Genomic DNA, 24550 nt, shown 5'->3' on the forward strand with positions numbered 1-24550 from the left:
TTTCACTATTATTATTTCTCACTCTTGCAAAAAAGGCAGCGACGAGGATACACCTGTCACTGCCTGCCAGTTCGACATACCGGTTCCTCCTTCCCTTGGCCACGTGAACAGTTGAGCATGACAGAACATCCCCTGTTCCATTCTCAACCGACATCGTGAGATAGCTCTCCATCCGGCAACGGGAATTGCACGGATGACAGTCCTGCGCTTATTCAACGCAGACCCAGCACGGAGGAAGCGGGCCTTTCTCCGTACTTCGGCGAATTCCCCTTTCCCGTACCCGTCACAGATGCCCGATCTCAGGGAGGTACTCATGGTTTTCGCGCCTCTACCTCACTCCTAACGGGAAGTGAGGCTTGTTATGCTGTTTGTATGGGATTATACCACGTGTACGAAGGCGGTTCAATCAGAAATTTCATTAAAGTTTGCAGCACGGTAAAGTCCATGCCTGTACGAGCCGTAACTTCTGTCATAGCCCTTATTGCCAGATGATACCGAAAATTGTATATTATTTCTCAATTTCATAGATTTCATGTTGGGGGTATGCGAATGAAGACGATCGGCCTGATTGGAGGAATGAGTTGGGAATCGTCGCTCGAATACTATCGGTTGATCAACCAGCTCGTCAAAGAGCGCCTGGGCGGCCTGCATTCCGCCTGCTGCATCATGTACAGCGTCGACTTTGCACAGATCGAGGCATTTCAGCGTGAGGGGCGCTGGGACGACGCCGGTGCAGCGCTTGCACATGCGGCAAAGGCGCTGGAACGGGCGGGAGCCGACTTCATCGTGCTCTGCACCAACACCATGCACAACAACGCGGAGGCGATTGAACAAACGGTGGCAATTCCCCTGCTGCACATCGTGGACGCCACGGCAGAGCGGATTGTTCAGCGCGGAATTCGGCGCGTTGGCCTGCTGGGCACCCGTTACACCATGGAATTTCCCTTCTACCGCGAACGGATGCGCCGATACGGAGTAGAAGTGCTGGTGCCGGACGAGCCTGACCGCGCCATCGTCAACCGCATTATTTTTGAAGAGTTGTGCCTGGGAAACGTATTGCCAAAGTCCAAGCAGGAGTACCTGCGGGTAATGGACGGCCTCGTTCGCCGCGGAGCGGAGGGCGTCATCCTCGGCTGCACGGAAATCACTCTGCTGATCAAACCGGAGGATATGCTTGTGCCGCTGTTTGACTCCACACGCATCCACGCGGAGGAAGCCGTGACGCGGGCTCTTGGATGACACACGTAAAAAAGGCTGATGCCCGCACTCGTCAGGCGTCAGCCTTTTTGTCTGTTTCGCCGGATGCTCCGTTTGCATCCCCGTCCGCCTGTTGTCGCAGGTGGCGCAGGATCTCTCGGGCCAGCTTGTCGCCGATGCCGATCTGCCGGAAGTCTTCCACGGTCGCTTCACGCATTTTTTTCAGCGAGCCAAAATGCTGGAACAACAGCTTGCGCCGCTTTTCGCCAACACCGGGAATCTCGTCCAGCCGTGACGATAGCATCGTCTTGCTGCGCGCCTGCCGGTGAAATGTGATGGCAAAACGGTGCACCTCGTCCTGAATTCGCTGCAGCAGGTAAAACTCGTAGCTGTCCCGGCGAAGCTCCACCGGCTCCGGCGGATCGCCGTAGAGCAACTGCGCGGTCCGGTGCTTTTCGTCCTTGGCCAGGCCGCAGACGGGGATGTAGAGACCCAGCTCGTTTTCCAGCACGTCCATCGCCGCGCTGATCTGCCCCTTGCCGCCGTCGATGACGATGAGATCGGGCAGCGGCTGGCTTTCCTTCAGCAGGCGGGTGTAGCGGCGGCGAATCACTTCCCGCATCGCCCCGTAGTCGTCCGGCCCCTCGACGCTTTTGATCTTGAATTTGCGGTACTCTTTCTTGTCCGGCCGGCCATCGGTAAAGACCACCATCGCTGACACCGGTGTCGTGCCCTGAATGTTGGAGTTGTCAAATGCCTCGATGCGGTGCGGCGTGCCAATCCCAAGGATGTGCCCCAGATTGTGCACCGCCTGGATCGTCCGCGCATCGTCCTTGGACATCAGCGCAAATTTTTCCTGCAGGGCAATCCGCGCGTTTTCGGACGCCATCTGCACCAGTTCCCGCTTTTTCCCTCGCTTGGGCGCGTACACCTTGACGCCCAGCCACCCCGCCAGCAACTCCGGCTCGCTTCGTTCCGGCAGCAAAATCTCCTTGGGCAGCGCGTTTTGCTTGTCGTAGTAAAACTGGGTGACGTAGGACATGAAATCTTCCGTCTCGTCGCCGTAATACGGGAACGACGTCGTCTCCCGTTCGATCATCTTGCCCTGCCGCATGTAAAAGATCTGGATGCACATCCAGCCCTTGTCGACAGCAAAGCCGATGATGTCCCGGTCCACCGTGTCGGTAAACGTCACCTTCTGTTTTTCCATCACGGCTTCGATGCTGCGGATTTGGTCGCGAAGCTCCTTGGCGCGTTCAAACTCCATGTTTTCCGCTGCCTGCAGCATCTTTTCCGTCAGCTCCTGCTTGACCGCCTCGTGGCCGCCGTCGAGAAAACGGCAGATCTCTTCCACCAGCCGCTGATTCTCTTCCGCAGGCACCTCGTGAACACAGGGAGCCAAACACTGCCCCAGGTGGTAGTACAGACACACCTGCTTCGGCAGCGTTTTGCACTTCCGCAACGGGTAGAGGCGATCCAGCAGCTTTTTCACTTCGGATGCCGCTCCCGCATTGGCGTAGGGACCAAAATAGCGCGCCTTGTCCTTGACCACCTTGCGGGTGATTTCCAGGCGCGGATGTTTTTCATTGGTGACCTTGATGTACGGATAGGTTTTGTCGTCCTTCAGCATTACATTGTAGCGCGGATTGTGCTGCTTGATCAGGTTGCACTCCAAAATCAGCGCTTCGATCCCCGAAGAAACGACGATGTATTCAAAATCGGCAATTTCGCTGACCAGTAATTGCGTCTTGCCGTCGTGACTGCCTACAAAGTAGGAACGGACGCGGTTTTTCAGCACTTTGGCCTTGCCCACGTAGATGATGTCTCCGTCCTTGTTTTTCATCAGGTAGCAGCCCGGCTTCTCCGGCAGGACGGCCAGCTTGTCTTTCAAGGAGCTGTTCACGGCTGCCCCCTCCTTTCTTCATATCCGGACCAACGGCCTTCCCGCGCGGGCGGGAATATACGTTCCGCCCCCATGTTACCACGTTTTGCGGCGAAACACGAGTGTTTGCGCTGGCATAAAAAAATCAGCATCCGCGCAGTGCAGATGCTGATGACGGCCCCCGCCCGGCGCAAGCGGCCAAGCAGGTGCAGATCCGTTTTCCTTACAGGTGTTTGTTCAACGTGCCCATCAGCGCATCCTTCGGTTGGAAACCGATTACCTTGTCAACCGGTTGACCGTCCTTAAACACGATCAGGGTCGGAATGGACATTACGCCGAAACGGCCGGCAGATTCCGGATTCTCATCCACGTTTACCTTTACGATTTTCAGTTTGGTCCCTACTTCACTGTCGATCTGCTCGAGTACCGGCGCGATCATTTTGCAGGGACCGCACCACGGAGCCCAGAAATCAACCAGGACAGTGCCGCCTTGCTCCACTTCCTGGGAAAAGGTCTGGTCGGTTGCATTCACAATTGCCATGGTATCGTTACCTCCTTTCTATACGGTACGCCAAAAGGTTCCATACGCCCTACAGTATATCATTCTCCACCGGAAATGACTACAACGGACGACACTTTGCCGCGCTTTCCCCGTTAGTCTGTCCGAAATCGCCGCTCTCTATTGTCCCAAGTGCTTCAGGCGGTGATTTCCCGCTCGTGGTCGCACACTTTGCGGTGCAGCAGGTCAAAAAACGGATTCCAGCAGTTGATAATGCCGTTCCAGGCGGTCAAAGCGGCGGTTGGTTTCGTCGCGAAACGCGTACATGTCGTCGCGAAACGCGTACATTTCACGTTTGAACTCGCGGAGCTCCTCGACCGATTCCTTGACGATGCGGTTGTTTTCCGCCACCATGTGGATCAACTGATGCAGCAGTTCCTCACTCATTCCGACCACTCTCCCTTTCCTAGTTATTATAGCGGACAGGAGAAGCATACGGCAGCGGGGGCGGACAAAAAAACGGACGGCAGACAGCGACCGCTGCATGATGCCCGCCGCATGACTTCCCGTACAAAAAACGGCGCCCCGTCCAGGGCGCCGTTCCGTACCGCTCGCTTATACGAGCACTTTTTTGAATTCAGCCGTGAGCAGGGGAACCACCTCAAACAGATCGCCGACGATGCCGTAGTCCGCCACCTGGAAAATGGGGGCTTCCGGGTCCTTGTTGATGGCGACGATCACTTTGGAGTTGGACATACCTGCCAGATGCTGGATTGCTCCAGAGATGCCGCACGCGATATACAGGTCGGGTGTAACCACTTTCCCCGTCTGGCCGATCTGCATGGAGTAGTCGCAGTAATCGGCATCGCACGCGCCGCGGGACGCGCCTACTGCGGCGCCAAGCACCTCAGCCAGTTCGTAGAGCGGTTTGAAGCCGTCCGCGCTTTTCACGCCGCGACCGCCGGAGACGATGATCTTGGCCTCGGAGAGATCCACCTTTCCGCTCGTTTTGCGAACCACTTCCTTGACGATGGAGCGCAGATCCTTGATCTCCACGTCAAACGGCACCACCGTCGCCGTTTTCCCGGTGTCGGCCGCAGCCGCCGGGATGTTGTTGGGCCGAATCGTAATCATGATCATGCCGTCGCTGAACTTCCGTTTTTGGAAAGCCTTGCCCGCATAGATCGGCCGCGTAAAGACCGGACCGGGCTCCAGAGCCGTCACGTCAGAGATCAGACCGTACCCGAGACGGGCGGCAACACGCGGCGCCACGTCACGGCCGATCGCCGTGTGCCCCAGCACCACCGCGTCAGGAGAGACATGGTCAATTAACTGTTTCAGCGCTTGGACGTACGCGTCCGGCGTATACTGGGCCAGCGCGGCGTGATCCGCCACGTAGACCGTACCGGCGCCGTGATGTCCCAGTGTCGCCGCATGCGCGCCGCTGTCCGGTCCGAACAGGGCAGCCACCACTTCGCCGCCTTCTGCCAACACCTGCGCGGCGGCCAGTGCTTCCAGGGACACGTTGCGCAGTTGACCGTCACGCGTTTCTGCCAATACCAGTACCTTTTTCATCTGGATCCTCTCCCTCTCGCTTAGATCACTTTTGCTTCGTTACGCAACAATTGGACCAATTCGGACACCTGTGCCGCCAATTCGCCGGAGAGAATGCGGCCCGCCTGCTTTTTCGGAGGCAGGGTCTGGTCGACGATGACGGTCTTCGCCTGGACGTCCTGGGCGGACAGGCCAAGATCGTCCGCAGAGAGGCGATCCAACGGTTTTTTCTTGGCTTTCATGATCCCCGGGAGGGACGGGTAACGCGGTTCGTTCAGCCCCTGCTGGGCGGTGATCAGCACCGGCAGGCTGGTTTCCACCACTTCCAGGTCCCCTTCGACGTCGCGTTCCACCCGCACCTGGGTGCCGTTGATCTCCAGTTTGACAGCCGTGGAGACGTGGTTGATGCCCAGCTCTTCAGCCAGACGGGGACCGCCTTGTCCAGCGCCGGTGTCAACGGCCATCTGTCCGGCGAGGATGATGTCGTACCCCACTTTGCGGGCGACGGCAGCCAGCACTTTGGCAGTCGTGTACTCGTCGCCGAACAGGCTTTCGTCGTCAACCAGAATTGCCTTGTCCGCTCCCATCGCCAGTGCCGTTCTAAGCTCTTGTTCCACGCTGTCCGTACCGATGGAGACGACGGTCACCTCGCCGCCGTGCTCTTCCTTCAGTTTGATCGCCTCTTCCAGGGCGTATTCGTCGTACGGGTTAATGATGGTTTTCGCGCCGTCATCCAGGATTTTTCCATCCTCGATGACGATTTTTTCTTCCGTGTCAAAGGTTTGCTTCATGACAACCAAAATGTTCATGGGATTCCCTCCTTACTAGGTGGCGCAATTCCAATAGAAGCTAGCGGTCGGCAAACTGCGGCTTGCGCTTTTCCAAAAACGCGGCAACGCCTTCCTTGACGTCTTCCGAAGCGAACGCTTCAGCGAACAGTTCCGCTTCGCGCTGCATGCCATCTGCCTTGCCGAGCACCGTCCCGGCATGCACCGACTGCAGTGCCAGCCGCAGGGCGACAGCGCTTTTTTGGGCAATGGCGGCAGCCAGTTTTTTCGCTTCGTCCAGGAGCTGGTCCAGCGGATGGACCGCTTCCACCAGTCCGATGCGCAGCGCCTCTTCGCCGTCGATCATTTCGGAGGTGAGGATCATCTGCGTCGCCTTGCCCCGGCCGACCAGACGCGGCAGCCGCTGCGTGCCCCCGTAACCGGGGATGAGGCCCAGGTTGAGCTCGGGCAGGCCCAGCTTGGCTTCGGGCGCCGCCAGCCGAATATGGCAGGCCATCGCCAGTTCCAGACCGCCGCCCAGGCACGCCCCGTTGATCGCGGCAATGATCGGTTTCGGGAAGGTTTCCAGACGGTCAAACAATTGCTGTCCGGCTTTCGCCATCGCTTGGGCATCTGCGGGCACCAGTTGGGTAAACTCCTTGATATCCGCCCCGGCGATGAAAAAACGGCCTTCGCCGGTCAAGACGATCGCCTTTACCTGACCGTCCCGTTCCAGATCGTCCAGAAGCGCTGCCAGCTCCGTCAGCGCCGCCTGGCTCAGCGCGTTGGCCGGCGGACGGCTGATGGTGACGACGGCAACGCGATCTTCCTTGTGCACTTGCCAATACGAATACATCCCTCTCCCCCCTGCTTGCGTCAAGTCATGAAGCATCCGCCATCTGAGCGAACGCTCAGTCTTCACGTTTTTATTGTAACAAACGAAATCTTGCAAAAAAAGCGTTTTCTTTTGTCATTTTCCCTTCATACCGTACAGGAAGAGGTTATGAATGGGGTCAACATGGGAGACAAGATCGTACTTGCATTGTTTCATGACCCAGGATGTCGTCACTTCATCCAGCGTTCCGAAAATCATTTTCCGCGCCACGCGGACGTCGATGTCCGGGCGGAACACGCCTACCTGCATGCCTTCGTGGATCACTTCGTCAATCAGGTTAAAGTACTGCTTCATCACGGCACCAATGCCCTCACTGATTTCCGGATTGGACTGGCGCAGTTCAATCTGCGTCACTTTTGCCAGATCCGGGTCTTGGGCCAACTGGCTTAAATGGGCGTGAACCAGGACGTACAGTTTTTGCTCGACCGACTCTGCTTCAGCGATTCGTTCCCGGCAGGTTTCGATAAAGGCCCCCATCTTTTCGTTGAACAGGGAAATGAGAATGTCATCCTTGTTCTCAAAGTAGAGGTAGATGGTGCCGTCCGCTACCTTCGCTTCTTTCGCAATTTTGGAAACCTGAGCGCTGTGATAGCCATGACGAGCGATGACGCGAACAGCCGCATCAATAATGGCTTGATATTTTTCCCCCGTTTTTTTCGCCATACGTACCTCCACGTTTGCTTCGAATCAATGCAAAATGAATGATTATTCATTCATGTTTACAGTGTAATATAGGGCTCCATCCGCTGTCAATCCCTCGTCCGCCTGGCCAAAAACAAGCGGCAAGTGGACTGTCCGGGAAGTCCTCTGCTGAAATAGCCTGTCCCCCGGTCTGTCAAGAAAAAGGCCGCTCCCGATCAGGAGGGCGTTACGGGACAGCATTCACGGTCGATGCGATTGTGCGGCGGTTTCCGCCTGTCTTTCCGTTCGTTTCTGGCGGGCTTCAGCTCGTCTTGACCTGGTCTTGGTCGGCGCTCCGTTTCTTTTCTTCCTCCTGCAATTGGCGGCGCAGCACTTTGCCCACCATCGTCTTGGGCAGCTCTTTTCGGAACTCGTATAACCGCGGAATCTTGTAGGCAGCCAGGCGCTTGCGGCAGTGGTTCTCCAGCTCTTCCTCGCTTACCTGCGCTCCTTCCTTCAGCACGATAAACGCCTTGACCGTCTCGCCCCGGTAGGGGTCCGGCACGCCGATGACGGCTGCTTCCTGGACGGCGGGATGCTCAAACAGCACTTCTTCCACCTCACGCGGGTAGATGTTGTATCCGCCGGCGATTATCATGTCCTTCTTGCGGTCGACGATGTAAAAGTATCCGGCTGCGTCCATGTAGCCCATATCTCCGGTCAGCAGCCACCCGTCCCGCAGGACAGCCGCTGTGTCTTCCGGACGGTTCCAGTATCCGAGCATCACCTGCGGCCCTTTGACCGCCAACTCGCCGATCTCTCCCTGGGGCAGTTCTTCCCCGGTCGCCGGGTCGACGATACGGCAGTCGGTGTCCGGCCAGGGCAGGCCGATGCTGCCGTTGACCCGCTTCCCCCAGATCGGATTGGAGTGGGTGACGGGGGACGCTTCCGTCAGGCCGTACCCTTCCACCAGCCTGCCGCCGGTCAGCTCTTCAAATCTGCGCTGCACCTCCACGGGCAGCGGTGCGGAACCGCTGACACAGGCGGTAATGGAGGACAAATCGTATTTGGGCAAATCAGGGTGATTGATCAGTCCGATGTACATCGTAGGTGCGCCGGGAAACAAGGTGGGTTTTGTCTTGTCGATCAGTTTGAGGATTTGCTTGGCGTTGAATTTGGGGACGAGAATAATTTCCGCCGCAATGGAAATGCCCTTGTTCATCACCGTGGTCATTCCGTAGACGTGGAACAGTGGCAGGGCGGCGAGAATTCGTTCCCGCCCTCTGACGAACTTATACATGACTGCCTGGCACTGCAGCGTGTTGGCGACGAGGTTGCGGTGTGTCAGCATGACTCCCTTGGCCAGGCCGGTGGTGCCGCCGGTATACTGCAGAAGCGCGATGTCCTTTTCCGGGTCAACCTCAGGCGTGACCGGATTGGTAGCGCTTTCTTTCAACACGGAAAGAAAAGGCTCAACATCACCGCCGTAGGTTATCTGCGGATGGTCGCCCTGTTTCTTCTGCACCAGCGGATACAGTATCTTTTTGAAGAAGGGTAGAAAATCACCCACACTTGTAACGATCAGGCGTTTCAGTGGGGTGGAGGCCTTCACGGCCGCGACGCGGCTGTACAGCAGGTCCAATGTGATAATCGTCTCGGCTCCCGAGTCGTTCAACTGGTGAATCAGTTCCCGTTCCGTGTAAAGCGGGTTCGTCATGACCACCGTCCCGCCGGCCATCAGAGTGCCGTAGTAGCAAATGACTGCCTGAGGCGTGTTGGGCAGCATGACGGCGACACGGTCCCCTTTTTTCACGCCGCGCTTGATCAGCGCGTTGGCGAACTGATACGACATCGCCAGGAGCTCCCGGTAGGTGATCCGCCTGCCCATGAAGTACAGCGCAGGACGATCGGGAAACTCCGCGGCCGACTGTTCCAGAAAGTGAGTCAGTGGAACACGGGGGTATTCCAATGACGGTGCGGTCTCGGGCGGGTAATTGGCAATCCAAGGCTTGGCGTTTGACATGGGCAAATTCCCTCCAGTCCCTTATTGGCCTTACCTCTCCCGTACGATCCACATTCATAACCTCTTCCTGCTTCCATTCTAGTCGAAAGATAGGTAATTTTCCAACGAAAAAAATCGAATTGGATGTGATTTTTGCAAAAAAGGGCGGGCGCTTTCCTGCTCCGATCAATGCCGGGCAGGAAACCAGTGCCCGTGGTCAAGGGATCAGCGCCTCCATCAGCAGTTGGCGAACGCGGGACCGCTCCTCTTTTGGCACCAGATGATACCAGCCGAGGACGCCGTTGTGCCAGATCCGCTCGTCCGCTCCCGTAAGCGTGTCCGTCGTCAGCGTATTCGGCTCGGTGTCGCCGTAGGCCAGCAGGAGGGAGGCGATCTCCCGGTCGGTCAGATCGGTTTTGATATGGCTGCCGAGAATGTCCATCAGCGAAAACGCCTTGACCAGCGCCTGCGCCGACGTGCCCTTGTCAATCAGGGCCTGGACGATTTCCTGCTGCCGGGCGATGCGTTGGTAGTCGCTGTCTTCCCGCCCGATGTCACTTTTGCGGTAGCGGACGTAGTCGAGCGCCTGTTGACCGTTCAGTGTCTGCAGTCCCGGCTTCAGGTCAATGTAGGTGTCGTCGCTCGGATCAGTGTACTTCATCCGTTTTTTCACCTCGATCTGCACCCCGCCCAACGTGTCCACCACCTGCCGGAAGCCTTCGAAGTCGATCGTCACGTAGCGGTCGATCTTGAGGTTGAAAAAGCGCTCCAGCGACTGTTTGACCAGCTTGGGGCCGCCGTAGGCCATGGCGTGGTTCAATTTGTCGTAGCCTTTTCCGGGAAGTTCCATGTAGCTGTCCCGGGGGATGGAGACGAGATGCACCTGCTGCTTGGAGGGATGCACAGCCGCCAGCATCATCGTGTCAGAGCGGGCCTGCTCCCCGTCCCGGCTGTCTGTCCCAATGACGAGCAGAAGAAACGGTTTCAGCGTTTTGGCTTGGGCCAACAGCGCACCGGGCAGCTGGTCCCCCTTCGCTTGCAAAGACGCTTCCGTTCCCGCCTCGAGCGGGGCGTACCATTCCCGCGTCATCCGTTTGAACTGGAAGGCGGCAAAGGAGACCGCCGCCAATACGCCGATCGCCACAACGACTGCTCCGTACCGGGCGATTCTCTTTCCGTATCTGCGCCAAAACATATGCATGAACGAGACCTCCCTTTGACAAACAGGACCCCATCTGTGCTAAGAGATTGATGGGGTCCTGCTTCCATTGTTGACCGGGGAGATCTTGTTTAAACCTGAGCGTTGGCGCTTCAGTCCCTTTCCACAACCATCGCCATGCCCATTCCGCCACCTACGCAGAGCGTGGCCAACCCGCGCTTGACCTGGCGGCGCTTCATTTCGTGCAGCAGCGTGACGACGATGCGGCAGCCCGTGGAGCCGACCGGATGGCCGAGTGAGATGCCGCTGCCGTTGACGTTCGTGATCTCGCGCGGCAGCTCCAGCAGCTTTTCCACCGCCAGATACTGGGCGGCAAACGCTTCGTTTACCTCGATCAGATCAATGTCGGCCAGAGTCAGGCCCGCTTTGGCCAACGCCTTTTTCACCGCCGGCACCGGTCCGTATCCCATCAGATCAGGCTCCACCCCGGCCCAGGCATACGAGACGATCCTGCCCAGCGGAGCGACGCCCAGCTCCCGTGCCCGGCTCTCCTTCATCAGCACGACCGCAGATGCCCCGTCGTTCAGCCCGGAGGAGTTGCCCGCCGTCACGGTCCCGTTTTCGCGAAAGCTGGGCTTCAGCTTGGACAGGCCCTCCAGCGTGACGTCCCGACGGGGATGTTCGTCTGTCTCCACCATCGTCACCGCTCCCCGCTTCGTTACTGCAACGGGAATGATTTCCTCACGAAACAGGCCGCTGTCGATCGCCCGCACCGCGTTTTGCTGGCTGCGCAGGGCGATTTCATCCTGTTCGGCGCGGCTGATGCTGTAGCGCTCCGCCAGCCGTTCCGCCGTCTCCCCCATCAGGATGCCAAAATGGGGATCGGTCAAAAGTTCCCACATCGCGTCGGTCATCTCCCCGTGCGTGAGGCGTTTGCCCCAACGGGCGTTTTTCAGCACGTACGGCGCATTGCTCATGCTCTCCACGCCGCCGGCGATTACCACCTCACAGTCCCCCAGCAGAATTTGTGCGGCACCGCTGACGATCGCCTGCATGCCGGAGGCGCACTGGCGCTGTACGGTAAAACCGGTCACTCGGTTGCCGAGCCCGGCGTCAAGGGCTGCCACGCGTGCAATGTTGGCTTCATCGGTCCGCTGGATGCAGTTGCCAAGGATCACTTCATCAATCAGCGACGGATCTACTGACGATTTGGCAATGACGCCGCGAATCACCGTTTCCGCCAGTTTGCGAGCGCTTACATCTTTCAGCGCGCCGCCGAACGTGCCGATCGGCGTGCGTCCGGCTGCGACAATGACGATTTGTTCCATCGCAATTTCCTCCCCCGCGTTCGATTTTCCCATTTCTCCCATTGTGACACAGGTCCGATCGGGCGTAAATCGTTCCCGTACCATCTCTACTCCCGGGCGTCTTTCATCATGACCGTCACCCACTCGTCACTGTGCCGCTCCGCCACCAGCGAAAATCCGGCCTGTTCGTAAGCAGTCAGCACCTTGTCGCGATTCCACTGCACAATCCCGGAAAGGATCACCGTCCCTCCCTGCGCAATTCGCTCCCGCACCAGCGGCAGCATGGCCACGTCTTCGTCACCGCCGATATTGATCAGGATCAGATCCGCCTCCCGGGGCAGCCGCTCCTGTACGTCCGGTGCCAGCGCGTCACCCAATACGATTTCCACCGCATCCTCCGCCAGGTCGTTGTTGGCCAGGTTTACCCGGATCTGGTATTCGCTCTGCGGGTTGAGATCCACCGCAAAGACCGGCTGCCGGGCGCCGTTTTTGACGCAGAACAGCGACAGAATGCCGGAACCGGCGCCGATATCCAGCACTCGTTTGCCGGCGGGAGACCACTCCTGCAGCAGCAGCAGGATGTCCTGGGTAGTGCCGTGGTAGCCGGTGCCAAACGCCGCGCCGGGATCGATCCAGAGCACGTGTCTGGCTTGGGCCAGCGCCTCCGGCGGGGTCCACGTGGGTGCAATCCACCAGTCGCCCACCTGCACCTCGTGAAATGTCTCCTTCCACGACTCATTCTCCGCGGTCACCGTCTCTACTTCCTTAAGGCGGACCTGCTCCCCCCAGCGGCTGAGATAGTTCCGAAGCTGCTCCACATGCTCGGCTTCGCTCTCCCTGAGCGGCTCAAACAGGTAGGCGATCACCGGCCCGTCCGTCTTTTCCGCATAATCGTAGCCGTTTTCCGTCGTCAGCACCTCGATCTGCGGCTCCACCCAACCGAGTGTGTAGGCGCTGGCCAGCACCTCGCTGACAAACGCGTCTTCCGCATCCCGATCGACCAACAGGATGTACTTTAGCCATGTTTCTTCCATCGTCTGCCTGCCCCTTTCTCCCATCTGATCCTCTGAATGGATGGCGAGGATATGCGCTTGCATGGTATGATTATAGAATGGATGAAAACTTGTTTGGAGGCTTGCCATGTTTGACGAATTTTTTTACCGGCGCCGCAAGAACAAGGGGATGCTGATCCTGATGATCGCCCTGCTCATTATGGGGGCCGGTCTGTTCGCCCTGGGCTTCCTCTATTTGTTCTAGGGTTGCTTTACTTCCCCGTATTTACTCGATTATACTTGAGAATGTGTTTTTCCTGTACGTTTGATATAGAAAGAAGGTTCACTCCATGTCGCGTATTCTCATCTCCGGGTACTACGGCTTTAACAATGCCGGAGACGATGTGGTCCTGTATGGCATCATCAGCGCGCTGCGTCGGGAACAACCGAATATTTCCCTGGCCGTGTTGTCCAACCAACCGGAGCGAACGACGGCCCTGTTTGGCATTCCGGCGTACAACCGCTGGAGCCTGCCGACCATCGTGCGCGAGTTGATGCGAAGCGACATGCTGGTGATGGGCGGCGGAACGCTGATGCAGGACGTGACCAGTCCGCGCAGCGTGCTTTACTACCTGGGGATCGTCTCGATCGCCAAGCTGCTGGGTAAACCGGTCGTGTTTTACGCTCAGGGGTTTGGTCCGGTCCAGAAGCGTATCAGCCGCCTGTTGATCAAGCAGGTGGTGAACCGGGTAGATGTGATCACCGTACGTGACTTTGAATCAGGCGAAGATTTCAAGGCGTGCGGAGTGAGCAAGGCGCCGGTCTACGTGACCGCCGATCCGGCACTGACCATTTCGCCGGACGACGTGTCTGACGAGCGGGGGCGCCAGCTGTTGGCGGACAAGTTTGTCGACCTGTCCAAGCCGCTGGTTGCCATCTCGGTCCGCGACTGGAAGCAGGAGCAGCGCTTCAAGCAGTCGATCGCCCGGGCAGCCGACCTGTTTGCAGAGCGTGGATGGAACGTGCTGTTTGTGCCGATGCACTATCCCAGCGATCTGGCTCCCTCCCGCGACATCATCGCGATGATGCGCCAGCCGGGGGCAAAGCTGTTGGACGAGCCGGTCACCTTTCACGACATCATGTCCGTGCTGAAACAGTGCGAGTACGTGCTCGGCATGCGGCTGCACTCCCTGATTCTTGCCTGCATGCTCCAAACGCCGTTTACCGGCATCTCCTATGATCCCAAAATTGACCGGTTTGTCGAGCGGGCCGGCATGCCCAGCGCCGGCCATATCACCCGTTTGGACGAATCGGCGCTCCTCGCCCTTTTGGACGAGCGGCTGGCCGACCTGGAGCGGGAAAAACGCGTGATTGCCGAACGCTCGCAACTGCTCGCCCAGGAAGCGGCCAAAAGCAGTGAACTGGTGCTTCAGGCACTGCGCCGCAAAGCGTAAGTCTGACCACGTGGCTTAAAACGCCGACAGGGGCAGGTCTCCCCACAACGCGGACGAAAGGAGGACGTGCAGATGTCCGTTTCTTCCCAGTTGCTGATACGTTTGAACAAGCTGTTTCCGCTCCCCGTTCACCCGTTCAATCTGGCGAACGACGGGACGATGAGCTACACCGAATGGCAGTTCCAAAAAGGGGACCAGACGATCCAGTTTTTCCTCCCCTATCATTCGCAGGAGCAGATGTTCGTCGACAAGACAGTCCTGGACATCGGCTGCGGCGGCGGAGGCAAAACCTGCTATTACGCCACATTTGGTCCCAAGCAGATGATCGGCATCGACATTGTGCCCCATTACGCCGAGGAAGGAAACGCCTTTGCCCGCGAAAAAGGGCTGGCGGACCGGGTCTCGTTCATGACCGCCGACTCTGCCGATCTGCCGTTTGATGACAACACGTTCGACACGATTATCATGAACGACGCGATGGAACACGTCGACCGTCCGGAACAGACGCTGGACGAATGTTTCCGCGTTTTGAAGCCGGGCGGTCATCTGTATATCAACTTTCCACCGTACTACCACCCGTACGGGGCCCATCTCTCCGACGCCATCGGGATTCCCTGGGTGCACGCGTTTTTCTCCGAGCAGACGCTGATCGACGCCTACAAGCAGTTGGTTCGCCACCTGCCTGACGGCGAGGAGCGGATCTCCTTCCGCTTCGGTCAGGGGCCGGATGGCAAGGAGACCATTTCCTACATCAACCGGATGACGATCAAGCGGTTCCGCCGCATCCAGCAGGGGGTCCACCATCCAGTGGTTTACCAGCAGGAAGTACCGCTGCGCCCGGTCGTCTCCGGCCTGGCCAAACTGCCGTTTTTGCGTGAGTTTTTTGTCAAAATGGTAGTCTGCATCTATCAAAAGCAGACATAGCAGACCGATATGCGTGAAGCCGTCCCAAACAAACGGGGCCGCTTTTTGCCGGGGGCTGGGCCGCACCGGTCCTTGACAGACAGAGAAAAGGGCTGTGCCGTAATCGGAGGTGTTCCGTTTACGGTACAGCCCTTGTTTTCATGCCGCCAGGCCGAGGTCAGCGGATATCGGTCGGCGACTCTTTCCGGCGCAGCAGGTTCACCAGGCCGCGCAGCCGGTTGCCTCCGGGCAGCCACTCCAGCTCTTTTTCTTCGATCAGCGGTATGACCAGCAGCATGCCCAGGTAGACGAGCATCCCCGTTCCAACCCCGACCACCGTTTCCACCGCCCCCACCAGGCGGGCTTTTCCATGCAGCAGGAAACCGACCGTCTCCGTTGCCCCCCAGGCCAATACCAGCATCAGGTTGGCGACGAGCAGCGGATACAGCGTGTCAAAGCGCCACTGAATGTCCACCTTCACCAGACGGTTGATCGCCCGCATGTTCAGGGCACAGACCAGGGCGGTGGCGCACAGCCAGGATACGGACAGCCCGTCCATCCCCAGCAGGGAAGTAAACAGGATCGTCGTCCCGATCTTGGCCAGCACGCCCCACAAGAGGTGCAGTGCCGGCACTTTTTCCCGGCCCAGCCCCTGCAGGATGCCGTTGGTGGCCAGCAGCAGGGAAAGCGGAATGGCGCTGACGCCCAAAATCGCCATCGCCCGTGTCCCCTCCACGTCGCCGTACAGTGCCAGGTTGGCCCCTTCAGCCACGGCGGTCAAGCCCAGACCCGCCGGCAGGCCGATCAGCCAGGCAAAGCGCAGGGAGAGCTTGGTCAGCGTGCTCACCCGTTCTTCGTCACGCTGCTGCCGTGCTTCGGCGATGGCGGGAACGATCGACAGCGCAATGGACGAGCCGAACAGGCTGGCCAGCTGCAGCAGCGGTCCTCCACGGCTGTAGATGCCGAACCAGGTGTCGGCGGTCAGTCCGTCCACATGCCAGACGTAGCGAAAGATGTTGATCGCCAAAAACGAGTCGACCAGGCTGAAGATCGGAATGACCAGCGCGCTGATACAGATCGGCCAGGCGATGCGCCACATCGACAGGAAAAAGGTGCGGTCGAACCACCAGTCAAGCCGCTTCCACCCGTCCGCAGACGCGAACGGCTGCTTGCGGTTGTGCCGCCACAACAGGAACGCAAGGAAGCCAAGGCTCAACATCGTGCTGATCATCGTCCCAAAGTTGACGCCCGTGATCACCTGATCCGTATCTTCGCCCAGCGAGACGAGATAGAGCGAGGCGATCAGGATAAAGGCCACCCTCAGCGTCTGCTCCACGATCTGGGAGAGGCCGACGTAGAGCATTTTCTGATGTCCGTAAAAGAAGCCCCGGATCACCGCGATCAAGGGAACGAACAACAGCGACAGCGAAATGGCCCGAATCGGTTCGATCAGATGAGGGTTGCCCATCAACCGGGCGATCAGGGGAGAACCCAGGTAGAGCAGGGCAAACAAGACGATCCCGATCCCGCCCATCATCACCATGCTGCGGGCGAGAATCTGGCTGACCGCATCCTGCTTTCCTTCCGCCAGCGCTTCGGCGATCACCCGGGAGAGAGCCACGGGGACGCCCGCTGTGGCCAGAATCAGGAATGTGAGGTAGAGCGGATATACCTCCTGGTAGAGACCCAATCCGTTGTCACCCACGATTTCCTGCAGGGGGATGCGGTAAAACATCCCGATTACCTTGGACAAAATCCCGGCCACAGCGAGAATCAACGCCCCGGCGAGGAATTGACTTTTTTTGGTCATGGGAAACTCCTTTGCAACAATGTCAAATCAGATCGTGTACCGCACAGCCGGGTTGCTTTGCAAGTCGGCGGCAGTTTGCTTCACGCACAGACAAACATAAACCGTCCGGGCAAACCGCTGCCGTCCCTCGTGCACACACCTGCTGTAAATTCTCTCTCTATCCTACTAGGAAATCTCCCATCCGGCAAACAGGTATAGGGGCCCGATCCGGCAGTCATACTAATGGGAAAAGATTCCAAACATTGTATCGGCAGCCGGAAAGGAGCAACCCCCCAATGCAACTGACAGGCACACTCATCCGCCGCGTGCACTGGCCGTTGATGGAACGGCTGAAACAGAACCGCACGCGTCAGTATTTGCACGAACTGCGAGAGGCGCAGCAGTTGTCGCCGCAGGCGCTGCGGAAACGCCAGGCGGACAAGCTGAGGCGCTTATTGGACCACGCCGTCCGCCGTGTCCCCGCCTACAGCGAATACGCATCCGACTGGGAAGCGGCTGATGACGACCCGATTCGCTTCCTGGAGCGCCTTCCCGTGCTCAGCAAGGCCCGTTTCCGCGCGTCGTTTGACCAGTACCTCAGCAACGATGCAGACCCCTCCCGGCTCATTGCCAACCGGACTGGCGGCTCCACGGGAGAGCCGACCCGTTTTTACCTGAGCCGGCCGGCTGTGGAACGCTACGAAGCAGCCCGCTGGCTGGGGCTCTCCTGGCACGGTATTCGCATCGGCGACCCGTCCGTCATGGTCTGGGGCTCGCCGCTTGAACTCAACCAGCAGCAGGCCCGCCGCTATCGCCTGAAAGAGCGATGGTTGAAAAATCGGCTGATGATACCCGCCTACGACCTGGACGAGCGGCGGCTGGACGAACACCTGCAGCTAATCCGCCGGTTTCGCCCAGTCTACCTGTACGGGTATGCTTCTGCCCTCCACCTGTTGGCTGAGATGATGCTGGCGCGCGGCGCCAGTCCAGGTGTGAAGCTGAAAGCGGTGGTGTCCACGGCAGAGACGCTTCATGACTACCAGCGGCAAGCAATCGCCAAAGCGTTCCAGGCGCCTGTCGTCAACGAATACGGCGCCCGCGACGGAGGCATCATCGCCTACCAGTGTCCGGTTGGACGCATGCACGCCTTCAGCGAAAACTGCGTGCTGGAAGTGGTCGATCCCGCCAGCGGCCGCCCCCTTCCCCCGGGGGAAAGAGGGACGCTTCTGGTCACTGACCTGCACAACACAGTCATGCCCCGGCTGCGCTACCAGTTGGGCGACGTCATCGCCCTCTCGTCGGACACCTGCACCTGCGGCATCAGTTATCCGCTGCTGGCCGCCATTGACGGCCGGGAAGACGACATGTTTGTCACCGCTCACGGTACGTATGTGCACGGCCACTACTTCAACCACATCATGCGCAATCTGGACAGCTTCCGCACCTTTCAAATCATCCAGCACAGGCCGGACCAGGTGACGCTCAAACTGGTAAAAGAGCCGGATCGGTACGATCCGGCTGACGAAGCCCGGCTGTTGGAGGCCGTTCGAGACAAACTGGGGGAAGTCAGCATCGAGGTATGCCACGTCGACCGGATTCCACCGAGTGCTTCCGGCAAGACCCGCTACGCCATTCGCGAATGTCCGCTTACCGGTTTGCTGCGGGAGTAGACCGTCTGCGCAGCTTTTGCACCAATTCGGCGACCAGCGGTTCACGCAGCGCGAACAGTGCCGCAAAGTACAGCAGCGCCCCGCCCGTTACCCCAAGCAGCAGGTAACACCACAACGGCAGAGCGGACAGCCAGGCATCAGCCAGCAAAATCCCGCCGCTCATGACAGCGCAGGCGGCCAGCGTCCGCAGCGCTGTCCACACAAAGCTCCGGTTGATGGGCGCACCCACTTTGCGCCAGAGCAGGGCGAACAGCAGCACCGACTGGAAGAGTACGGAGACGGCCATCCCCAGGGCGATCCCCCCGTGTCCCATCCAGGGGATCAGCAGCCAGTTGGCAACAGCGTAGACGGCGATCCCGATTACGCCGACCACGACCGGCGTCCGCGTGTTGTCCAGTGCGTAAAACGCCCGGGTGATCAGGTCGCGGGCGGCCATCCCGTACAGCCCCAAGCCGTAAAATGGCAGCGCCCAGGCGGTCAGCGCGACGGACAGCTCGCCGAACTCGCCGCGCTGGAACGCCAGCCGCACGATCGGTTCGGCGTAGAGGATCAGTCCCGCCGTCACCGGCAGGAGCAGAATCAGCAGATACGCCAGCCCTTTTTGCAGAATCTGCTTCATCTGGTCCATCTCACCCCGCTTCACGTGGCTGGCCAGCAGCGGAAACAGCGGCAGAGTAAACGCCCCAACGAAGATCGCCATCGGCATCTGCACGATCTGGTTGGCGTTGGCCAGAGCGGATACGTTGCCTGCTCCCAAGCCGTTGGCAAACCCCCGCTCCAAAAACGTGGTCGCCTGGGACACGACTGCTCCGATCAGGATGGGCACCACCCGCTCGCCCATGCTGCGCAGTGCTTCATCCTCTTTCCATGCAAACGACAAGCGGTGGCGGTAGCCAAATCGGCGCAGCGTTGGCAGCATCGTCAGCATCGCCGCCAAGTAGCCGAGAGTGGTCGCCATGGCCAGTCCGTCAGGTCCGTAGAGCGGCACCAGGAGATACATGCTGACAATCACCAACGCGCCGTTGGCCACCGTTCCCAGCGTCGGAGTGAAGAAGTGCTGGTGGGCGTTGCAAACACTGGACCACAGACCGGCAAGCCCGATGAAAACAGCGGACGGCCACATCCACCGCAGCATGTCGGCCGTCATCTCCAGCGTGTTTTCCTGTGCTCCCATCAACCAGGCGATCTCCCGGGCAAAGACGACGCCCAGCACCGCCATCGCCAGAAACGCCGCGAACACGACGGTCAGCACCTTGTTGTACAGCACCCCGGTCCGCTCCTCTTTTTCCATCAGCCCGCGCATGGTGGGAATCAGCACGGCATTGATCGCTCCCGGCACGACCAGAAACAGCGTCTGCGGAATCGTCACCGCTGTGTAAAAGGCATCGGACGCTGCACTGGTGCCGTAGAGGTTGCTTACGTAGACGTTGCGAAAAAAACCGAGAAGCCTTCCGATCAACGTGAGTGCGACGATCATCGAGGCAGTCTTGAATATGCTCATCGTTCGAATCTCCCATCTTTGCAATACGCGCCCATCCTCTTAAAAAGCACACCTGTTATCATAGCGCATTTCTCGTAATCCTACCAACCTCTATCCCCTTCGCCTTGCGACAGCATTCGCCCATTCATTATAATAGTGGGGTTAATCCCTGTGTAGGAGGATCAAAAACGAAATGAAAGAGAACGTATGGAAGTGGGGGAGGCAGTCAGACACCTGGGTCTATCTCCTGCTGGCCTACCCCGTTATCGATTACGTCTTGCGAAAGATTTTGCCGATTCCAGTCGTCTCGTCGCTGTGGGATGACGGCCTGCTGCTCGTCCTCCTGCTGTTTACTTTTCTCGCCTACTGGAAAGGTTCGCGGGACATGCCCGCCATCAAGCATACGTTTGCGGCGTTCATCGTCTACGGACTGGCGCTGACGGTGGCCGACATGGCCAACTGGGACGCCAGCGTGGAGGGCTTCCGCGCCGTCTACCAGTACATGATTGCCTTTTTCATCGGCTTTTACCTGCTGCGCGACACAAAGCAGCTGGTCGTGTTCCTGAAAGTGCTCACCGCATTCGGGTTTCTCGCCGCGGTCGTCGGCATCATGCAGGTAGTGCTGGGCGTACAGACGCCGCAGTCGTGGGTGCAGGAAGGGGAAGCCGTCACGACGCGGGCGTTTTCGATTGTCACCAGCCCCAACGTGCTGGGCAGCTACATGGCCCTGATCGCTCCTGTCGCAGTCGGGTTGGCCGTCACAACAGCCAATCGGAAAGAGCGCATCATCTGGTGGATCGTCGCGCTGACGACGCTGCTCACCTTGCTGCTGACCAGTTCGCGCGGAGCCTGGATCGCGCTGGCTGTGGCGCTGTTCGTCTGCTGCTATCTGTGGAACAAGCGGCTGGCCGGCTTTCTCGTGATCGCCGGCATCGTCGGCCTGATCGGCCTGTACTTCGTGCCGGAGTCGACGCCCCTGATCGGGAAGATTTCCAACCGCATCTTCACCCTGTTTACCCCCGAGTACCTCCAATCCAGCATGCAGGCCGGACGTCTCGACCGCTGGGGGGAGGCGTACGACAAGATGCGGCTGGAACCGCTGTTCGGGGTGGGGCTCGGCCATCACGGCGGCGCCGTCGGTTCCCGCCACTTCGGCACAATCTACACCGACAGCTACCTGTTTAAAAGCATCGCGGAGCTGGGCCTCATCGGCGTCATCATGCTGATTGCGCTGATTGCCATGACGTTTGCCTACGCGGTCCGGCTCATCCGGGCACAGGCAGGAAAGCCGCCGTTCTTTTTGATGCTGGGTCTGTTTGGCGGCCTGTTTGCCGTCGCCATGCACAACCTGGTGGAAAACATTTTTGAGGTGCCGTTCATGTCCCTCTACTTCTGGTTGTTTGGCGGCTTCCTGTGCGCACTGTACGCCGACCAAGCGAAAGAGAAAAGGTGGTGAGTCCATGCGCCGCAATGGTGTATTGTCAGCCGTGAACTGGGCGCTGTACGCAATCGCCCTGTTCCTCATCTATCACATTCTGGTCAAACCGGCGTTCCTGGACCTCTCCTGGATCGCCCTGATCGTCTTTTTGCCGCTGCTCGGTTTCCTATATGTCCTGGTACATCCGGACGAACGGCGGCAGGTAGTCGTCTTTACGCTCGGCTTTTTGCTGCTGGACCGTGCCCTCGCTCACGTAGACGTGAAATCGCTCGCCGCCGTGCTGATCGGCGGAGCGGTGGCGAGCGGAGTCATCGCCCTGATTGCCAAATGGTACGGCCGTCTGAGCTGGTCGGCTGTCATCGCGCTGGTGCTCGTCGCCGTGCTGACCAACGTCAGCTTCCACCGGGACAACCTGGCCGCGCTCAGCCACTTCACGCTGAAGTATGAATCGGAACGCCTTTACAACGGAGCCTGGGTGGATTACTTCCCCGTCATCCTCTACGACGTGGACGGAGACGGCAAGCAGGAGATCATCACGTACGGCAACGCCGAGGAGTTGCCCCTGCCGGAAGAAAAGCCGAAAAAGCCGGAGACGGAAGCAGAGCGGAAGGAGCTCGCCGACAAACTTTTGCATCTGCAGGCCGAACCCATCTCCCTGTACGTGCTCACCTGGAAAGACGGCAAGCTGGTGCGCATGCCCAACGACCAAATCGCGGCGGAGACGATGGCTAAAATCAAGGAGCAAATGCCGACAGACTACCCGGGCTTCCCGTACTACACAATGAAAGACGGCCAACTGCTGCCAAACGTGCAGCGCCAATCCTACGCGGAAGCGATGCTGCAGGTGGGAACCGCTCCGAATCGCGCCCTGCTGTTGGACATGCAAATCATCGGGGACAAGCTGGCGGAAAACGACGGCGGCCTGGATGTGCGCAGCGCGATCGGCGAGAAGTACCGCGATGTCTCGATCAAAGAGGGGCTGCTGAGCGGCACGTATGAAGGCAGGCCGTTTGTCGCCACGACCAAGGCAACCAAGCTGATTGGCACGATGAAGCTGCCGGACGGTCGCGAGGGGCTTATCATCATGGGCGAACACCTCAGCGTCATGGCTGTAGAACCGGACGGCACCGCCGTGGAGGCGTACTCCCTGACGCGCAAGGAAATGCCGCTGGCAACCGCGGAATTCATCCCGGCCGATTTGGACAAGGACGGAGCCGATGAACTGCTGGTGGCCAACAGTCCGTCCTACATCCTGAAAGCGAAGCATAACGGCACCTGGGAAATCCTCTGGGCAAGCGAGGAAGGCGATCGCAGCTTCCGCTTCACCAACTACGCTCCGATCGGATCTAGCACAGAGCCGGAAATCGTCGCCATGGCGAAAAGCTGGGTGAGCACCACCGACTCCCGTTACCTGTCCGGGTACCGCTACACCCCGGACGGACTGAAGCAAACCTGGCGCATCTACCTGCCGCTTTTAAACGTGCAGGTGGGTGACATCGACGGCGACAAGGAAAATGAAATCGTCGCCACCATCTACGACAAGCACCGCCTCATCGTGTTCAAGCAGCACAACGTGCCCGTCGTGCCGCTCGTCATCCTCCTGTTTGCCGGATTGATCGGCTACGGGATCGCAAGGAGGGTTCGCCATGCGTAAACGAACCGTAGGAATGCTTACCCTGTCTGCGCTCGCTGCCACCCTGCTCTTGACCGGATGCACCTACGAGTCGGGGCCCAAGTCGTTCGCCTCCACCAATTACGGCACGAGCTCGGCAAAGACGGCCCCGCAGCAGACCGAGTCGGCGAGCGAGTGGCTGAAGACAGCGCTGGAACGTGCGAAAACGGACAAGGACGCACAGAAGTTCTGGTACAAAGGCCACGTCAAGACCATTATGAACCGCACCACAACCAGCATGTTTAACGGGGCCGTCGTACAGCCAAACGGATACAATGTGGATGCGCGGATTGCCCGCCAGGACTATCAGTATTACCGTATCGGTGACAAGCGGTACATCCGGGTCGGCGATGCCTGGATGACTGCTCGGGAAACCCCGCTTCCGTTTGACGTGCTGGCCGGTTTTGACGACTGGCTGCCGTTTATGGAACAGGCGGTACAGTTAAAAGAAGAAAAAGTGTACGGCACGGTTTGCGTCCCGTTTGAAGTGAAAATGACCGGCGCAGACTGGCTGGCGGCGAGCAAGAGTCCGCTGTTTGAGCCGCTGCGCCAGCAGGTGGCCGACCGCCCGGACATGGCGGCCGTTCTAAAGGATTCCACGATTAAGACCACTTTCTGGTTCGGCAAGGACGACCGGCTGATCCATCAGTTCGAGACCTGGATCATCCTGCCGATGCCGGAAGGAGGCACGATGGACCAGCAGGTGTTCTTCCAGTTTTACAAGTACAACGACCCGGGAATCCAGATCAAGGACCCGGAAGAAGTGGAAAAGTATCTGCTGTACTAAACAAGCGCACATAAAAAAGAGGCGAATCTATCGCCTCTCAGATTGCAGACAAACTCCCTCGTTGCCATTGCAGTCGAGGGAGTTTTTGTCCTGTATGTATTCGAAAATGAAGCGAAAATGAAAGGCATTGTGCCTCCCTTTGCCTGCCTTCCATAGCCAATTGGCCAGTTTTTTTAAATTCATACAAGCAAAGACAAGCATCGCCTGCATTGTCACTTTTTTCAGTCCTCGCAAAGTGGTCCAACGCAAACCATGCTTCTCCTTTAAATCCGCAAATACGCGCTCAATGGTTTCTTTTCTGCGTGCGTACAAGCGTTTATTCACTTCGGTATGTCGCAGATGCTCTACTTCGTCCAGGTAATCCGCCCAAATATGACGACTGACTCGCTTCACAGCCTCCCGGCTCTCTGTACACAGGGGGCGGAATGGGCAATGGTTGCATTCGCCTGGGTCGGAACGGTACATACGGTAGCCGTCACGAG

At 58.6% G+C, this 24550-nt stretch carries 21 protein-coding genes and 1 riboswitch; of the genes, 7 read left to right on the forward strand and 14 right to left on the reverse strand.

Annotated features, from left to right (window positions below; genetic code table 11):
- Positions 1-153: 153 nt before the first annotated feature.
- A riboswitch (Lysine riboswitch) is annotated at positions 154-339 on the reverse strand.
- Positions 340-549: 210 nt separating this feature from the next.
- The gene (locus ETC00_RS12585) at positions 550-1239 is read left to right on the forward strand and encodes an aspartate/glutamate racemase family protein (protein ID WP_171566430.1); all 690 of its coding nucleotides are present in this window, start codon (positions 550-552) and stop codon (positions 1237-1239) included.
- A 31-nt stretch (positions 1240-1270) separates the two neighbouring features.
- On the opposite strand, the gene uvrC is transcribed toward ETC00_RS12585, so the two are convergent.
- From uvrC to ETC00_RS12640, 11 genes are all read right to left on the reverse strand, one after another.
- Entirely contained in the window at positions 1271-3100 is a 1830-nt protein-coding gene (uvrC, locus tag ETC00_RS12590) for an excinuclease ABC subunit UvrC (protein WP_171566431.1), read from the reverse strand.
- A 202-nt stretch (positions 3101-3302) separates the two neighbouring features.
- Complete coding sequence (gene trxA / locus ETC00_RS12595; protein ID WP_171566432.1) at positions 3303-3620, reverse strand: thioredoxin; 318 nt, start codon at positions 3618-3620, stop codon at positions 3303-3305.
- A 204-nt stretch (positions 3621-3824) separates the two neighbouring features.
- Complete coding sequence (locus tag ETC00_RS12600; RefSeq protein WP_253264294.1) at positions 3825-4025, reverse strand: hypothetical protein; 201 nt, start codon at positions 4023-4025, stop codon at positions 3825-3827.
- A gap of 168 nt (positions 4026-4193) precedes the next feature.
- The gene (locus ETC00_RS12605; protein ID WP_171566433.1) at positions 4194-5153 is read right to left on the reverse strand and encodes an electron transfer flavoprotein subunit alpha/FixB family protein; all 960 of its coding nucleotides are present in this window, start codon (positions 5151-5153) and stop codon (positions 4194-4196) included.
- A gap of 20 nt (positions 5154-5173) precedes the next feature.
- Positions 5174-5941, reverse strand: a complete 768-nt coding sequence (locus ETC00_RS12610) for an electron transfer flavoprotein subunit beta/FixA family protein (protein ID WP_171566434.1) — start codon at positions 5939-5941, stop codon at positions 5174-5176.
- Positions 5942-5981: 40 nt separating this feature from the next.
- Positions 5982-6755 carry an enoyl-CoA hydratase gene (locus ETC00_RS12615; protein WP_171566435.1) on the reverse strand — a complete coding sequence of 258 codons (774 nt, stop codon included), beginning with the start codon at positions 6753-6755 and terminating at the stop codon, positions 5982-5984.
- A 114-nt stretch (positions 6756-6869) separates the two neighbouring features.
- Positions 6870-7457, reverse strand: coding sequence for a fatty acid metabolism transcriptional regulator FadR (locus tag ETC00_RS12620; protein ID WP_171566436.1), 588 nt, complete (start codon positions 7455-7457; stop codon positions 6870-6872).
- Positions 7458-7737: 280 nt separating this feature from the next.
- Positions 7738-9438, reverse strand: a complete 1701-nt coding sequence (locus ETC00_RS12625) for a long-chain-fatty-acid--CoA ligase (protein ID WP_171566437.1) — start codon at positions 9436-9438, stop codon at positions 7738-7740.
- A 196-nt stretch (positions 9439-9634) separates the two neighbouring features.
- Entirely contained in the window at positions 9635-10618 is a 984-nt protein-coding gene (locus ETC00_RS12630) for an LCP family protein (RefSeq protein WP_171566438.1), read from the reverse strand.
- Between the two features lie 110 nt (positions 10619-10728).
- Positions 10729-11904, reverse strand: a complete 1176-nt coding sequence (locus ETC00_RS12635) for a thiolase family protein (protein ID WP_171566439.1) — start codon at positions 11902-11904, stop codon at positions 10729-10731.
- Between the two features lie 86 nt (positions 11905-11990).
- A complete protein-coding gene (locus ETC00_RS12640; RefSeq protein ID WP_171566440.1) occupies positions 11991-12917 on the reverse strand; it encodes a 50S ribosomal protein L11 methyltransferase in 927 nt (308 codons plus the stop codon).
- A gap of 308 nt (positions 12918-13225) precedes the next feature.
- On the opposite strand from ETC00_RS12640, the gene csaB reads away from it, so the two are divergent.
- Together csaB and ETC00_RS12650 are read left to right on the forward strand one after the other, a co-directional pair.
- Complete coding sequence (csaB, locus tag ETC00_RS12645; protein WP_171566441.1) at positions 13226-14329, forward strand: polysaccharide pyruvyl transferase CsaB; 1104 nt, start codon at positions 13226-13228, stop codon at positions 14327-14329.
- Between the two features lie 72 nt (positions 14330-14401).
- Positions 14402-15253, forward strand: a complete 852-nt coding sequence (locus tag ETC00_RS12650) for a class I SAM-dependent methyltransferase (protein WP_171566442.1) — start codon at positions 14402-14404, stop codon at positions 15251-15253.
- 157 nt (positions 15254-15410) lie between these two features.
- On the opposite strand, the gene ETC00_RS12655 is transcribed toward ETC00_RS12650, so the two are convergent.
- Positions 15411-17042, reverse strand: coding sequence for a putative polysaccharide biosynthesis protein (locus ETC00_RS12655; RefSeq protein WP_171566443.1), 1632 nt, complete (start codon positions 17040-17042; stop codon positions 15411-15413).
- 275 nt (positions 17043-17317) lie between these two features.
- On the opposite strand from ETC00_RS12655, the gene ETC00_RS12660 reads away from it, so the two are divergent.
- On the forward strand, positions 17318-18691 hold the full coding sequence (locus ETC00_RS12660; protein ID WP_171566444.1) for a phenylacetate--CoA ligase family protein: 1374 nt from the start codon (positions 17318-17320) through the stop codon (positions 18689-18691).
- Here the strand turns inward: ETC00_RS12660 and murJ are convergent.
- Positions 18669-20192 carry a murein biosynthesis integral membrane protein MurJ gene (murJ, locus tag ETC00_RS12665; RefSeq protein ID WP_171566445.1) on the reverse strand — a complete coding sequence of 508 codons (1524 nt, stop codon included), beginning with the start codon at positions 20190-20192 and terminating at the stop codon, positions 18669-18671. The two genes, ETC00_RS12660 and murJ, sit on opposite strands and share 23 nt — an antisense overlap.
- A 172-nt stretch (positions 20193-20364) precedes the next feature.
- Here murJ and ETC00_RS12670 point away from each other — a divergent pair, with 172 nt between their 5' ends.
- From ETC00_RS12670 to ETC00_RS12680, 3 genes are read left to right on the forward strand one after another with little or no spacing between them, the layout of a single operon-like run.
- Positions 20365-21627 (forward strand): O-antigen ligase family protein, encoded by a 1263-nt coding sequence (locus ETC00_RS12670; RefSeq protein ID WP_171566446.1) that lies wholly within the window; start codon positions 20365-20367, stop codon positions 21625-21627.
- 4 nt (positions 21628-21631) lie between these two features.
- A complete protein-coding gene (locus ETC00_RS12675) occupies positions 21632-23263 on the forward strand; it encodes a hypothetical protein (RefSeq protein ID WP_171566447.1) in 1632 nt (543 codons plus the stop codon).
- On the forward strand, positions 23256-24068 hold the full coding sequence (locus ETC00_RS12680) for a hypothetical protein (protein WP_171566448.1): 813 nt from the start codon (positions 23256-23258) through the stop codon (positions 24066-24068). Before ETC00_RS12675 ends, ETC00_RS12680 begins: the two co-directional genes overlap by 8 nt.
- A gap of 27 nt (positions 24069-24095) precedes the next feature.
- On the opposite strand, the gene ETC00_RS12685 is transcribed toward ETC00_RS12680, so the two are convergent.
- A partial coding sequence (locus tag ETC00_RS12685; RefSeq protein WP_253264295.1) for a transposase occupies positions 24096-24550 on the reverse strand: 455 nt, incomplete at its 5' end.

The organism is Brevibacillus sp. MCWH, from assembly GCF_013096935.1.
GTDB lineage: Bacteria > Bacillota > Bacilli > Brevibacillales > Brevibacillaceae > Brevibacillus > Brevibacillus aydinogluensis.

Coding starts and splice junctions, on each gene's coding strand:
- ETC00_RS12585 (WP_171566430.1), top strand. CDS start 550: ATGAAGACGATCGGCCTGATTGGAGGAATGAGTTGGGAATCGTCGCTC.
- trxA (WP_171566432.1), bottom strand. CDS start 3,620: ATGGCAATTGTGAATGCAACCGACCAGACCTTTTCCCAGGAAGTGGAG.
- ETC00_RS12600 (WP_253264294.1), bottom strand. CDS start 4,025: ATGAGTGAGGAACTGCTGCATCAGTTGATCCACATGGTGGCGGAAAAC.
- ETC00_RS12605 (WP_171566433.1), bottom strand. CDS start 5,153: ATGAAAAAGGTACTGGTATTGGCAGAAACGCGTGACGGTCAACTGCGC.
- ETC00_RS12610 (WP_171566434.1), bottom strand. CDS start 5,941: ATGAACATTTTGGTTGTCATGAAGCAAACCTTTGACACGGAAGAAAAA.
- ETC00_RS12615 (WP_171566435.1), bottom strand. CDS start 6,755: ATGTATTCGTATTGGCAAGTGCACAAGGAAGATCGCGTTGCCGTCGTC.
- ETC00_RS12620 (WP_171566436.1), bottom strand. CDS start 7,457: ATGGCGAAAAAAACGGGGGAAAAATATCAAGCCATTATTGATGCGGCT.
- ETC00_RS12625 (WP_171566437.1), bottom strand. CDS start 9,438: ATGTCAAACGCCAAGCCTTGGATTGCCAATTACCCGCCCGAGACCGCA.
- ETC00_RS12630 (WP_171566438.1), bottom strand. CDS start 10,618: ATGCATATGTTTTGGCGCAGATACGGAAAGAGAATCGCCCGGTACGGA.
- ETC00_RS12635 (WP_171566439.1), bottom strand. CDS start 11,904: ATGGAACAAATCGTCATTGTCGCAGCCGGACGCACGCCGATCGGCACG.
- ETC00_RS12640 (WP_171566440.1), bottom strand. CDS start 12,917: ATGGAAGAAACATGGCTAAAGTACATCCTGTTGGTCGATCGGGATGCG.
- csaB (WP_171566441.1), top strand. CDS start 13,226: ATGTCGCGTATTCTCATCTCCGGGTACTACGGCTTTAACAATGCCGGA.
- ETC00_RS12650 (WP_171566442.1), top strand. CDS start 14,402: ATGTCCGTTTCTTCCCAGTTGCTGATACGTTTGAACAAGCTGTTTCCG.
- ETC00_RS12655 (WP_171566443.1), bottom strand. CDS start 17,042: ATGACCAAAAAAAGTCAATTCCTCGCCGGGGCGTTGATTCTCGCTGTG.
- ETC00_RS12660 (WP_171566444.1), top strand. CDS start 17,318: ATGCAACTGACAGGCACACTCATCCGCCGCGTGCACTGGCCGTTGATG.
- murJ (WP_171566445.1), bottom strand. CDS start 20,192: ATGAGCATATTCAAGACTGCCTCGATGATCGTCGCACTCACGTTGATC.
- ETC00_RS12670 (WP_171566446.1), top strand. CDS start 20,365: ATGAAAGAGAACGTATGGAAGTGGGGGAGGCAGTCAGACACCTGGGTC.
- ETC00_RS12675 (WP_171566447.1), top strand. CDS start 21,632: ATGCGCCGCAATGGTGTATTGTCAGCCGTGAACTGGGCGCTGTACGCA.
- ETC00_RS12680 (WP_171566448.1), top strand. CDS start 23,256: ATGCGTAAACGAACCGTAGGAATGCTTACCCTGTCTGCGCTCGCTGCC.